We start from the raw sequence: 14,700 nt of genomic DNA, 5'->3' as shown, positions 1-14,700 counted from the left end.
ATTCATTTACTAATTTATCAGGATACTAATTAAGCGTAAATAAGATAAAGATTAATACGTGATATCTAACAAGTTAAAGATTGTCTCAAGTCATAAGAATAGCGATTCATTAGCATCAACAGACTTCCGCCCATTTACTTAAATGATGAACTCGACTTAAATCAAATAATGGGTGTCCACCACGCCTATTCTGAAAATAAAATCATTTAAAACATAAGGTTAGTTTCTTAAGACATAATAATTAGAGTTTGATTATCTCACTGTGACAATAAAATAAATTTGTGCTATTTATTTTCCGCATTCATTTTCAGATGAATATGACAAATTGGCATTTATCCAGTAGGGAAAAGTAAGATGGACAGCATTAAGCAGAATAACGGAAACTGTGTTTACTCCCCAGCAACATTAGGACAAAAATAAGTTTGGCTGATACAGCAATTATCGCCAGACCTACCCTTTAATATTTCCGAATATGCGGAAATTACTGGAAATTTAAACATCTCTGTTTTCGAAACAGCACTCCGTGGCATTGTTGCAGAAACCCCTGCGATGAAAAGCCGCTTCAAGGCCATCGACGGCGAGTTATATCAATATGTAGATAACACTCTTGACACAAATTTACATATAATTGATAAAACTGATAATTTGGATGAAAGCTTCGATTTGGACGCCTGGATACAGGCTGATATCACTACTTTGATTTCGCCAGAAGATGAAAACCTACTCAACTTTTCATTGATTTGTTTACCGCAAAATAAATTTATTTACTATCAGCGCTGCCACCATATCCTTATGGATGGTCGGAGTCTGGGTCTCATCTCAAAACGCATTAGCGACCGATATGATGAATTAATCTCTGGAAAAGAACCGGAGACTATTATTCCTGACGAACCAGACTTGCTGGCTAGAAAAGATATTGAATATCTACAGTCAAAACGCTTCACTCTGGATAAAGCCTATTGGGATACTTTCTTGCAGAAGGCTAGCAATGCTAACCGTCTTTCATTCCTTAGTCACAGTCCTAACGATCGGAGTATATTAAAAGAAGAACAATATATCGACGAGTCTGTTAATAAATCGATAGAGATCATTGCAGAGAAAAATAATCTAAGGCCAACGCATATTTATATTGCGGCCGTCGCTGCTCACTTCTATACCTTGACCGGAGTTAAAGAACTCAGTTTCAGTTTCCCGGTAACAGGCATTGGTAAAGAATCCAAAAACCTGATAGGAATGACATCGAATACTTTACCGCTGGAAGTTACAGTAACTCCCACAGATAATATTCTGGATATTGCCAGAAACATGAATAAGCAGCTAACAAAGATATTAAAACATCAGCGCTATCGTGGAGAAAATATATTACGAAAAAACAAGCAGGAATTCAGTTTCGGCCCAGCGATTAATCTGATGCTATTTGATCGCGGTACGCCCTTCCAACACTGCGAGACCAAATGGATAAAAGCAAAAGGCTCCCAAACCCACGGCTTTTCTGTCGTATTCGACGATAAAGGTTACGGTAAAGGGCTATCCATCAGCTTTTACGGAAGTGACAGGCTGCACAGCCTGGAAGATATATTCGACCACCACCGTCGATTCAGCGTTATCCTCGAGCAGCTGGCGGCCAATCCACAAAATTCCATTGGGCAAGTCGATCGTCAAATCATGGAAGCGCGGGCCAATTCCCCTCGCAGAACGCTGTTTGAAAACATGCGAAACCCACTGTCCGCCGCCGTTATTAACTGGCAGGTACAGGATGCACAGCAAATCGCCAATCTGGCACTGGCGTTATCAGAAAAGGCAGGTGTACCGCCCGCGATAACTAAGTTAAAAATATTAATTAACAATGAATTACTCATCGTTAATCAGGTTGAAACCTTACCAGAAAAAACATTATTCGCCCCAGGCACGCTGGTGCGTCTGGATAGCATAAATGATGGCTGGCAGGTAACGACCACCACTACGGATATCAGAATTAGCGCTTTCAGCAAGCTGGACGGCACCCCGGTTCCCGCTACGGCCTTAGCCGAACAAGGTCATCTGACCGCTGGCGATCGGCTACCGATTCTGAGCCAACAGCAATCCGAAGCGCTATCTACCGAACTGGCCACTTTGGCTACGCATGAGCCTTTCTGGCTGGAAAAACTTCAAAGATTCAACCCGGTAGATTTCCCTTATTCTCTTGATAAGACCGAAGGAGGCAGCAGATTAGCCGTTGGGGAATGGCAATATTCCGAGTTACCAAACTCCGGCGATAACTCCTGGTTGAAAATTATCGGTCTGTTTGCCGCTTACCTGCATAGCCTTTCTGGCGAACATAGTTTCCAGCTTGGCTATCACGCCTTCCGTCAGGGCGAAGATATCTGTTCTCAACTCTCTTCACCTTGGGTTCCGATGGATGTAGCTGATATCTGTGATCAATTATCCTTGGTTGATTTTACAGAAAATCTTAATAAAGAAATAAAGCGAGTCAATCAGGCTCAAAGCTATGCGACAGATATCGTACTGCGCCATGAAACCTTGAAGAGAAATACCAAACTATTACAGAACAAACCTTTATATGCATTAGCAGTGGCCATTACCGATGGCGACATTCTTATTCACTCTAGGATAAATCCCGACAGTTTCCCGCTACTAACATTACAAATCAATGCCTTAAACGGTCAATTCCGCTGGATTTATAATGCCGCCTATTTAGCTGAAAACCGAATCACTCAAATTAATAGTCATCTATTACAAGGATTAAAAAATAGCGTCGAAATTGGGAACCTTCCCTGCTCTATTGGCAATATTAATTTTATTCCTAAAGCCGAAGAATTACTGCTACTGGAGACACTGAATCACAGGGAATGCGACTTTAACAACCACAGCTGTATTCACCAGGTATTTGAACAACAGGTGCAAAAAACGCCCGATGCCATCGCAATTTGTCACGGCGAACGGCAGTTAACTTATCTGGAGTTTGATAGGCTGGCTAACCGCATTGCCCACCATTTAATTGGTTTAGGCATTCAGGCAGATATGCGTGTTGCCCTGTGCATGGAGCGTAGTTGCTTACAAATAGCGGCGCTATTCGGGATTCTGAAATCAGGCGGCTGTTACGTTCCTCTCGACCCCGCCTACCCTAGCGAACGTTTAAAAGATGTGCTTCATGACGCCGAACCCGCAGTGCTGTTGGTTGACTCATTGGGTCAGGAAATATTAGCCGGTAGCAGTGATGTCCGTACCTATGACGTGGATGCCTTACTTGCCATAGATACACCGGATACGCCACTGCAGTTACCTCAGCTTTCGGTTAATCAACTGGCCTATGTGATATTTACCTCTGGTTCCACCGGCCGACCAAAGGGCGTGATGGTCGAACACGCGCAGGTTATGAACCTGTATTACGCGTTAAACGAGGAAATTTTCCACTATTACCCTAAACAATCAAGGGTTTGCCTCAACTCCAGCATCTCCTTTGATGCTTCATTACAAAGCCTGCTCAGCCTGCTGAGTGGCCACCAGCTCCATATCGTTCCGCAAGATGTTCGCGTTGATGGAGCCCGGTTAGTGCAATTTCTTAAAGACAATGCCATTGACGTGTTCGACTGCACGCCAACCCAATTGGAAATGTTATTACTCTCCGATTTGCCTAATCAGGTGGAAAAACTGATTCTGTTAATCGGCGGGGAAGCCTTGTCTCCTCAGACCTGGAGGCGTCTGTCAGCGTTAAATCACTTTACCGCGTTCAATGTGTACGGCCCAACCGAATGCACGGTTGACGCTACCGTGGCACTGATTGACGCTTCCCATTCACTGCCAACCATTGGCCGACCTATTGCCAATTCAGCCATTTATTTGCTGAATAATCAGTTAAAACCCGTGCCTTTCGGTGCCGTGGGACAAATGTATATCAGCGGCGATGGCGTGACCCGTGGCTATCTAAATCAACCTGCGCTAACCGAAGAACGCTATAGCGCCGATCCTTTCAGTGCGAAAAATCAGCGTATGTATCGTACCGGCGATTTGGCTCGTTATTTTGCCGACGGCACTCTGGAATATTTAGGTCGTGACGATCAGCAGGTGAAAATCAACGGCTATCGTATTGAGCCTGGCGAGATCGAAGAGAAATTATTGAGCCACCCCCAGGTTAATGAAGCCGTGGTTATTGCCTATAAAAATGCATCAGGGGAAAAGCAACTCGTTAGCTATCTGGTACTGGCGGGAAATACTGAAACGGAAGAGCTGCCACGCCATCTGCGGGATTTCCTGAGCCCGTTATTGCCGGAATTCATGCTGCCTATCGCCTATGTTTCCGTTGATCATTTACCGTTGACGCCTAACGGAAAAATCGATCGCAAGCAGCTGCCTGCCCCCGATTTTAATGCCTATGTGCACGAATCCTATGAGGCTCCTCAAGGAGACACCGAGCAGGAATTACATGAAATATGGGGAGAAGTGCTCTGTCAGGAGAGAATTGGGCGCAATGACAGTTTCTTTGCTATTGGCGGGGATTCGCTGCTGGCAATGAAGCTCTTAAGTAAGATGCAATCCCGCTGGCAGAGCAAAATCACCATGGGGGCGTTTTTTGCCCAGCCAACGCTTGCTCAATTGGCGTTATTAGTTGCTCAGGCCAAGCAACAAACGGCCACACAAATTGCACGAATTGATGCTAATGCGCGGATTCCACTGTCATTCCCGCAAAACCGACTGTGGTTTATTGAGCAACTAGGGAACAACGATGAGAACTATAACGTTCCGTTATTGTTGAAAATGAATGGTAAACTTAACGCCCAACTTCTACAGCGTTGCCTTAACCACTTGCTGGATCGTCATGATGCATTGCGGTCGGTTTTCCACGCGGAAAACGGGGTCGGCTACGTTCAACTGCTGCCGGTTGGCACACAAGCGCCACTGCAAGAGTATGATTTCGCTGCGTCATCTCATGCCGATGAGGATTTCTGGCAACTGTATCAGCATGAAATCGCCCATAAATTTGATATCGCCCACGGCCCGTTGATCCGCGCCAGTCTGGCTCATACCGCCGCCAGTGAGCATTATTTGCTGTTGATTATCCACCATATCGTCACCGATGGCTGGTCAATGGAGATTTTGGCACGCGAACTGGGGGTGCTTTACTCAGCCTGGTCTCAAGGCGAAACCAACCCATTACCGGCATTACCACTGCAATATCCTGATTATGCGCAGTGGCAACAACAGTGGCTGGATAGCCCGGAGTGGCATGCCCACGGCCAATTTTGGCTGCAAAAATTGCAGGGCATACCAGAACGCATGACTTTACCGTCCGATCGCGAGCGACCGGCTCAGCAGTCTTTCCTCGGTGCGGCGGTTCCCATCGTTTTGGATCAACAGCTGTCGGACGATTTACGTCGTCTGAGCCAAAAACATCACACTACGCTATTCATGACATTAATGAGTGCATGGTCTGTCGTACTATCACGCCTTTCCGGGCAGCAAGATTTGGTGATCGGAACGCCAGTGGCAAACCGTCAGGCGGCAGAATGCGAAGCGCTGGTCGGTTTCTTCGTAAATACATTGGCGATGCGAATTAATCTTGCCGAAGCTCCTACTGTGGCAGAGCTTCTCGCACAGGTACGCGACTTCAGCCTCAGCGCGCAGGAACATCAGGAATTACCTTTTGATCAGGTCGTTGAATTACTTCAACCGCAGCGCAGCATGGATAAAACGCCGCTGTTCCAGGTGATGTTTGCTTGGGAAAACTTCGACGCCGTAGCCCCGGCGCTAACCGGTATGAATGTAGAATTGATCGATCCGCAGGTTACACGCGTAAAATTCGATCTCGAACTGAATTTAGGCACTCGCAATCGTTCGATCGTGGGTTCCCTGAACTACGCTACCGCGCTATTTGATCAGGCGACTATTGAACGCCATCAGCACTATCTGATCACCGTTCTGCGGGCGATGGTTCGTGACGATAACCTACAGGTCGATCGTATTCCGCTACTTTCCGATCGCGAATACAACCTACTGATCAATCAGTGGAATCAGACAGCGGAACCTTATCCGCTAGATGTTTGCGCCCATCAGTTATTTGAACTACAGGCACAGCGCCATCCCGAAGCGATTGCGCTCACCTATCAACAAACGTCCCTGACCTACGCCGAGCTAAATAATCTGGCTAACCATTTGGCCAATCACCTGCTTGCTCAGGGCGTTAAAGTGGAGGATAAGGTCGCAATTTGCAGCCATCGTACGCCAGAAATGATTATCGCTATGCTGGCAACACTCAAGGCCGGTGCGGCTTACCTGTCCATTCCGCCGGATACGGCACCAGAACGTCAGAATTTTATGCTAGAAGACGCCAAACCTGCGGCGATTGTGGCGCAAAGCGAGGGACAACATCGTTTCAGCGGCTGCAATATTCCACTGTGCCTGATGTCTGATATCACTCAAAACCATGGTGAAATCCCAAATCCGACGGTAGCCGTCAGTCCCGAAAATCTGGCCTATGTTATCTACACCTCCGGCTCCACCGGTAACCCGAAAGGCGTGATGGTCGAACACGGTAATCTGGTGCAATTGGTTAGCCCTTGGTGTGAACGTTGGGGTATTGGGCTGGGTGATAACGTCCTGCAATTCTGTAACCCTACCTTTGACGCCTCGGTATGCGAGATTTTCTCCGCACTGACTTCTGGTGCCAATCTGGTCTTACGCGACGATCAATGGCTGTCCGGCACCAAAACTTTCTGGCAGCTATGCGAACACTACAACATTAGTCGTATGGTTCTCCCTTACCAATTCCTGCGCCGTTTATCTGAAGAAAGTGACTATCCGTTGCCTCCATCGCTGCGAACCCTTTTCTTCGGCGGTGAGGCCGCCGCGCCGGAAATACTGCAACGCTGGCTGAGCCGTTATCCGGTTAAACCACAGTTAGTTAACAACTACGGCCCGACCGAAACTACGGTCGTTGCGACGGCTCACGTACCGACTTTAGGGGAGACGCAGCTGGATAGCATTGGTCGCCCTATTGCCAATAACCGGCTCTATGTGCTCGATCCGCACGGTGATCCGCTGCCGCAGGGAGCCATTGGCGAGCTGTATATCGGTGGGCCGGGCGTTACGCGCGGTTATTTGAATCTACCGGAAATGACCGCCGAACGTTTCCTACCCGATCCATTCAGTACGGTGAAAGGCGCACGTATGTATCGTACCGGCGATCTGGCCAGCTACCTGCCAGATGGACGCGTACAATTCCACGGGCGTAATGATCATCAGGTGAAAATCCGTGGTTTCCGTATCGAACTGGGCGAAATTGAAACCCAGCTCAATTCCCATCCGCAGGTGAAAGAAGCCGCAGTGCTGGCGCAGGACGACGGTAAAGGCAGCAAACGGCTGGTGGCCTATCTGGTAGCCGATACCGAACAGCCTCGTCCAGATATTGCAATATTGCGCAATCATTTGGCCGCGCTATTACCCGAATATATGGTTCCTGCGGCTTACGTTCTGTTGAACGAAATGCCGATTACGCCAAATGGAAAACTGGATCGCAAAGCCTTGCCTGCTCCGCAGGAAGACGCTTTTATTCATCGCGATTTTGAAGCACCACGGGCTGGCATTGAAACCACGTTAGCAGAAATTTGGCAAGGGTTGCTGGACGTAGAAAAAGTAGGACGAAACGACCATTTCTTCGAGTTAGGCGGGCATTCGCTACTGGCCGTTCGGGTCATTAGCCAGCTACAGCAATTGCTCAATATCAGCATTCCGCTGGCAGCGCTGTTCGATAACCCGCAGCTAAGCCAACTGGCAGAAGTCATCGACCGTGAAGGCCAAACAGGTGATACAACGCTGACTGCCATTATTGTTCCGGCTACGCGGGATAAACCGCTGCCACTGTCCTTCTCCCAGCAGCGCCTGTGGTTCTTGTCCCAGCTTAGCGACAGTGATTCCAACTATAACGTGCTGATGGCGTTAGCATTAAGCGGCGATGTGAATATCCCGGTATTGCAGCAAACGCTAAATATCTTATATGCACGTCATGAATCATTGCGAAGTAACTTTACTTCATCCGGACAGAATGAACCTGTGGTGATACTTCGGGATAGTCAGTCAGGTATTCCTTTCGTTGAATATGATTGGCGCGAACAGGCAAATAGCGCAGAAAAAGTAGAGGAAATATACAGCCAGGAAGAGCGGAGAATATTCGATTTAGCGAAGGACTCGCTGGTACAAGCCAGTTGGCTGCGCCTGCGAGACAACCAGAGCATCCTGCTGTTAACGCTGCACCATATTATTACCGATGGTTGGTCAATGGAAATTCTGGTGCGCGAGCTGGGAGTGACTTACTCGGCGCTGTTACAACAACGCGCTAACCCACTGCCTCCGTTGCCAATTCAATATCCAGATTATGCGGTTTGGCAGCAGCAATGGCGCAATAGCCCGGTCTGGCATGAACAGGGGAAATTCTGGCAGCAACTGCTAACCGGTGCGCCAGAACGTCTGACGCTGCCAACCGACCGGCCGCGGCCGCCTCAGCAATCCTTTATCGGCGCCAGTCTGCCTATCGTACTCAGCAGCGAGCTTTCTGATGAGCTACGCCGCCTGAGTAACCGACACGGTACTTCTTTGTTTATGACGCTGCTCAGCGCTTGGTCGATCGTGCTGTCGCGTCTGTCCGGTCAGGATGATTTGGTAATAGGGACACCAGTGGCCAACCGTAACCAGGCTGAATGCGAGGGCGTCATTGGCTTCTTCGTCAATACGCTGGCGTTACGTATCAATCTATCCACGACCTCAAACGTTGCCGATCTGCTGGCACAGGTGCGGAAAACCACCCTCGACGCGCAGGAACATCAGGCTCTGCCGTTCGAGCAAGTGGTAGAAATCCTCCAACCACCGCGCAGCATGGATAAAACTCCGCTGTTCCAGGTGATGTTTGCTCTGGAAAATATCGACGATATCGCGGTTAACATGGTGGGATTGGACGTGAAGTTGCAGGAACCACCGGTCAGTCGGGTAAAATTCGATTTAGAGCTGAGTTTAGGGGAACGCAATAAAATCATCACCGGCTCGCTGAATTACGCCAGCGCCCTGTTTGATGAAGCCACTGTTCAGCGCCACCAGCAATATTTAATCGCGGTGCTGGAAGCAATGGTGAAAAACGACGCTCAGGTCATCGGTCAGATTGATTTGATTGCCGATCGAGAAAAGCAATTACTGCTGGAACAGTGGAATCAGACGGCGCAGTCCTATCCTGCCGACCTGTGTATCCATCATTTATTTGAGCAACATGCAGAGCGCAGCCCGGACGCTATAGCTTTAGTGAATAACGCCTATTCATTGAGTTACGGCGAATTAAATAATCGAGCCAATCACCTGGCTTATCTATTGATCGAACAAGGCGTCAAAGCGGAAGATCGGGTAGCGATCTGCGCCGATCGCAGCCCGGAAATGATCGTCGGCATTTTGGCGATCCTGAAGGCCGGCGGCGCTTATCTTTCTCTGCCACATGATATTGCTCCTGAACGACTGAAATTCATGCTGGAAGATGCCAAACCGGTAGCTATTCTGGCTGAACCGGCGACACTGCCGCTGTTTAAAGACTGCGGCGTTCCTCACGAATTACTGCCAGCAGTAAGCGCTCCATTACAGGAGACAGGGGTAAATCCGCAGCCGAGCCTGGCTCCACAGAATCTGGCCTACGTGATCTATACCTCTGGCTCAACCGGTAATCCGAAAGGCGTATTGGTCGAGCACGGCAATCTGGTGCAACAAATGGTGACCTGGTGCCGCCAATGGAATCTTGGCCCACAGGATAAGGTACTGCAATTCTGCAACACCACCTTTGACGTATCAGTGTCCGAGATATTCTCCGCGTTAACCTCTGGAGCCACTTTGGTGCTGCGGGACGATCAATGGCTGGCTGGTAGCAGCGATTTCTGGCAGCTGTGTGAGCAATATGGCATTAGCTATCTGGATATTCCGTATCAGTTCTGGCGCAAACTGTGCGAAGAAAGCCGCGGGCCGTTGCCGAACGCTCTACGGCTGATATGTATCAGCGGGGAAGCCGCCGCGCCGGAAATGCTGGAGCGCTGGCTCAAACGTTACCCTGAGAAACCTGAGCTGGTGAACTGCTATGGGCCAACGGAAACCACCATTACCGCGACCACTCACTCACCTAAATTGGGTATCAGCCAGATTGATTCCATTGGCCGTCCAACGGCGAATATTCGTATTTATCTGTTGGATAACCACGGCAATCTGGTGCCGAGAGGCGTTATTGGCGAGGTGTATATCGGCGGGCCTGGCGTCACTCGCGGTTATCTGAACCTACCAGAAATGACCGCCGAGCGCTTCCTGCCCGATCCTTTCCGTTCGGTTGAAGGCGCTCGCATGTATCGCACCGGCGATCTGGCCAGCTATCTTGCAGACGGACGGCTACAGTTCCACGGCCGTAACGATCATCAGGTGAAAATTCGCGGATTCCGCATTGAATTGGGCGAAATCGAAACTAAGCTTAACGATCACCCCAATATCAGTGACGCCGCAGTGCTGGCGCTGGATGACAACAAAGGCAGCAAGCGGCTGGTCGCCTATCTGGTGGCTGATGCCAACTCGCCTGCGCCGGAGCCTATGGCTTTGCGCCACTACCTGCAAAGCCGTTTGCCGGATTACATGATTCCCGCCGCCTATGTGCTGCTGAATAGTATGCCGATCACGCCAAACGGTAAACTGGATCGCAAGGCTTTACCGGCTCCGCAGGAAAATGCCTTCCTGCATCAACCTTATGAAGCGCCGCTGGCCGGGCTGGAAACCACGATTGCCGAAATCTGGCAAAGCCTGCTGGACAGCGAAAAAGTCGGTCGCCACGATCACTTCTTTGAGCTGGGCGGGCACTCTTTACTGGCGGTTAGCGCGGTGAATCTGATCAATGCCGCTATCGATGATAAGGTCAGCGTCAGCGACATCTTTATTGCGCCAACGGTAAAACAATTGGCGAGCCGAATCACTCAGCAAGCTCGCGTCAGCGACGTGATTAACCTGCGTCAACAGGCGTTGTTACCGGAAGATATTCAGCCACAGTCGCAGTCTATCAATCAGGGAAATGCTATTTTCCTCACCGGTGCCACGGGCTTTGTGGGGCGTTTCCTGCTGCGAGAATTACTGGATAGTACCGACAGCAAAATTTACTGTCTGGTACGAGGTCATAACCAGCAGGATAGCCTGCAACGGTTGAGAAATATTCTTACCGAATGGTCGCTGTGGCGCAAAGGCGACGAGCAACGCATCATCACTATTCAAGGAGATATAAAAGCGCCGCGTTTGGGTATCGACGACCTGCTTTATCAACGCTTAGCGCAGGACGTGGGAGTTATTTTCCATTCGGCGGTAAGCATGAATCACCTTGAGTCATTTGAAATGGCGTATAAAGCCAACGTTGCAAGTCTGGTTGAACTGCTGCGTCTGACCACGCAGGGAAGTCGCAAAATTCTGAATTTCGCGTCGACTCTGAACGTATTCAGCCCGATTGGGCAGCAAGGCCATCGCGTGGTGAATGAGCAGTCATCAATTCAAGATGAGCAACACATTGCAGATCAAGGCTATGTGGCGAGTAAGTGGGTTGGCGAGGAAATCGTCAATCTGGCCGTCGCCCGTGGCATTGCCTGTAATATTTTCCGCCTGGGCCTGATTACCGCCGATTCAGAACTGGCGCGCTATGACGAGCTACAGGCATTTTACCGTCTGTTTAAGAGCAGCGTTCAGATGGGCATGGCCTTCGATGATGTCTACGGCGATATCCAGTTGACTCCGGTGGATTACACCGCGAAAGCTTTGGCGCATCTCGGTTCTAGCCATTATCCGACGGAGAATATCTTCCACCTTTCCGCCATGGAAGGAATGTCTCGACGTGAATTTATTGAGCAGTTAAATGCTCATTTGCCACAGCCGATGACCGTGGTTTCCCATCGTCAGTGGCTCCGCGAGGCGCATCGTCGCTATCAACAAGGGGAGATTTTACCTATCACCCCACTGATTCAGGACATGATGACGTCCAGCGATGAGGAATTGGATAACTTCTATCAATCTTTGCAGGAAACAACCATCGATTACGATAGCAGCCAGACGCTGAAGCGGTTAGAACGGGTTGAAATCACGCTGCCAACCGTCAATAGCGAATGGTATCGCTTATTTATCCATTCACTGCAGAAATAGTCAGTTCAATAGAGCGAAGCTAAACAAAACGGCGCTAAATGCGCCGTTTTATTTTTCCGCGTCAGAAAGGGCGTTTATTTCCAGTTGGGATCTTTCTCGAGCTGCGCCATCAATAAGTTTTTCATTCTTTCATCCGGCTGGCCTAACCATTGGTATGTGGCAAATTGACTCGGCGTTTCCAGGGCTTCTGGCTTATCTTCTACGCTAATCCGCACGCCCCAAGCCCGCTTTTTATCCTCGCTGAAAGCCACCAGCAAGAAATGGCTGGCGCAATCGTGAGGCTTACAAATATTACCAACCTGATATTTTTTACCTTCCCACTCGGCCCATTCTGGTGGCGCAGAGGTTCCGGCACCTTTACGCGCCCAGGCAGGCAAATTCTTCTGTCCTTTAATCATTTTTTGCCAGCTGCTTTTATACTGCGGCTGCTGAACTAACTCTGCCGTGGTCAACGTTTGCTGGGCAAAACTCCATGAACTCACGCTCAATAACGTCCCCAGTAAAAGACAATGGAGGGTTTTCTGTCCTTTCATTATCGCAATCCTTTTTATGTCATTTGATATTCAACAGTGGTTTCACCGCCCTGTTATTCAGTTCATAAGACCAGCGACGCAGGAAAAAGTTGATCCCCAGCACGAATTTCCACGCTAAATTCAGTTATTCAACAATCGGTATGACAACTTGAGTTAAGCTATGAACCAGATTATTGACCAAGAAGATCTGCCTCTATGCCTAGCCTCGAATTTTCTCAAAACATACCCAAATTGTATTATTCTGCGACGGATGCTCCTACGCTAAAGACAGTCACCACCGACAAGATTCTACAAATGGTGGTCGATCTGGATGTCGCCAACTCAGAGGACGAACACTACGTCACCGGCTGGATGGGACTAAACAGCGTGATGGTGGTACGTAACTATCAGAATAAACGCGGCACCGCGAACGGTTTTGTGCTGAATAAAGGCAATAGGCATCGGCTGAGCGTGCAGTCTATCGAATTCCGTATTCCTAAAATGGTGCTCTGGATGACCTTCCGCCGCCGCCCGCGGACGATGGAATTGATTACCTACGAGGCGCTGGAAGGCGAGCTTAACGGCATGCAGCAATACCGCAATATTCTGGATAAAGCCTTGATCCAGCAGTTAGAGCAAGACTGGCGCGATCTGAACGATTATCTCGGTGAAGCCTGCTGGCAGTTGGAAAATGGTCGTCCGCTGTGGCAGCGGCTTCATCAGGAAATTACGCCGAAAGCCATCGACCAGGTTGCTGATTCCGCGGTGTTCCGCAGTAAAAACCGACAGATTGACGGCGAGTTCGGCGGGTTCTGGGCCGGAGATTATTTTTTCGCTATACGGCCAAAAAGTGATAAACATCCTCACGCGGCGGTGATGATTTCATGGCGAGAAAACGAACATGACATCGGCAGCTATGTATTTGATCAGAAAAAAGATCAGCAGGGTAATATCAGCCTATTACCCTGCATTCGCCCACGTAAAGGCGCAGAGCACTTTATTCTGAATCCTTTTGACGCCGTTCACTTACAGCGGGCGCTGGCGCTGTTCGCTCTCACCCGCCCATTCCTGATCGCCGAATAAACTGAGCGCCAGTCTGGCTGGGCTACCACCAACGATAAAAGTGGTGAACCGGCCCGATTCCTTGCCCAACCTCCAGCGTATCCGCCTGCTCCAACGCGCCTTGCAGATAAGATTTAGCAGCGGAGACCGTTGCCGCCCAGTTTTCCTGTGTTGGTCGTAGCGCCGCCAACGCCGCCGACAGCGTGCAGCCAGTGCCGTGCGTGTGGCGAGTGGCAATGCGGGGTAAACAGAAACGGAACTCGCCATTAGCCGTAAACAGCCAATCGGGGCTATCCCCACCGGTCAAATGTCCGCCTTTCATCAATACGCCCTGACAGCCCATAGCCAGTAATTCCCGCCCTTGAGCGCACATTTCCCATTCATTAGTCGCAGGCTGACAATCCAACAACGCCGCCGCTTCCGGCAGGTTTGGCGTAATCAGGGAAACCAGCGGCAACAATTGCTGACGCAGCGCCGCCACCGCCGCAGGCTCTAACAGCGGGTCGCCACTTTTGGCCAGCATCACGGTATCCAATACCACGAAATCCAGTGGGTATTGCCGTAACTTTTCTGCCACTATCTGAACGATATTTTCATTGGCCAACATACCCAATTTGGCGCTATCAATACGTACATCGCTCAGGACTGAATCCAATTGAGCGGCCACAAATGCGGGGTCTATCGCATAAACCGACTGCACACCTCGCGTATTCTGCGCCACTAAAGCCGTTACCACGCTGGTTCCGTAAGCACCCAAAGCAGAAAAGGTTTTTAAATCAGCCTGAATACCCGCGCCGCCGCTAGGGTCAGTTCCGGCTATGGTTAATGCATTGAGACGTTTCATTGGCATATCTCCACGGAAAAGACGATCGATGGAGACAACAGATAAGCTGTGATAGCAGAAGCGAGTAAAACGGTAGGTCGAAGGTACATATTCCTCCCAACCGGCGGT

The 14,700-nt window shown here is 49.5% G+C and carries 4 protein-coding genes; 2 read left to right on the top strand and 2 right to left on the bottom strand.

Translation table 11 applies throughout. The features are described 5' to 3' along the window. Positions 1 to 426 precede the first annotated feature (426 nt). Positions 427 to 12,174: an amino acid adenylation domain-containing protein gene (locus tag DBA33_RS05280; protein ID WP_346341322.1), complete on the top strand. Its 11,748-nt coding sequence runs from the start codon at positions 427 to 429 to the stop codon at positions 12,172 to 12,174. Positions 12,175 to 12,248: 74 nt separating this feature from the next. Here DBA33_RS05280 and DBA33_RS05275 read toward each other — a convergent pair whose 3' ends face one another. Beyond that, positions 12,249 to 12,707: an inhibitor of vertebrate lysozyme family protein gene (locus DBA33_RS05275; protein ID WP_064516897.1), complete on the bottom strand. Its 459-nt coding sequence runs from the start codon at positions 12,705 to 12,707 to the stop codon at positions 12,249 to 12,251. A gap of 195 nt (positions 12,708 to 12,902) precedes the next feature. On the opposite strand from DBA33_RS05275, the gene DBA33_RS05270 reads away from it, so the two are divergent. Then, complete coding sequence (locus DBA33_RS05270; RefSeq protein ID WP_120805805.1) at positions 12,903 to 13,769, top strand: hypothetical protein; 867 nt, start codon at positions 12,903 to 12,905, stop codon at positions 13,767 to 13,769. Positions 13,770 to 13,791: 22 nt separating this feature from the next. Here DBA33_RS05270 and thiD read toward each other — a convergent pair whose 3' ends face one another. Further along, positions 13,792 to 14,592, bottom strand: a complete 801-nt coding sequence (gene thiD / locus DBA33_RS05265; protein WP_120805918.1) for a bifunctional hydroxymethylpyrimidine kinase/phosphomethylpyrimidine kinase — start codon at positions 14,590 to 14,592, stop codon at positions 13,792 to 13,794. Positions 14,593 to 14,700 lie beyond the last annotated feature (108 nt).

It is taken from the genome of Yersinia sp. IP36721, assembly GCF_003634395.1.
In the GTDB taxonomy this organism is placed as follows: Bacteria; Pseudomonadota; Gammaproteobacteria; order Enterobacterales; family Enterobacteriaceae; genus Yersinia; species Yersinia entomophaga.
This window is presented reverse-complemented; position numbering and strand designations above follow the sequence as displayed.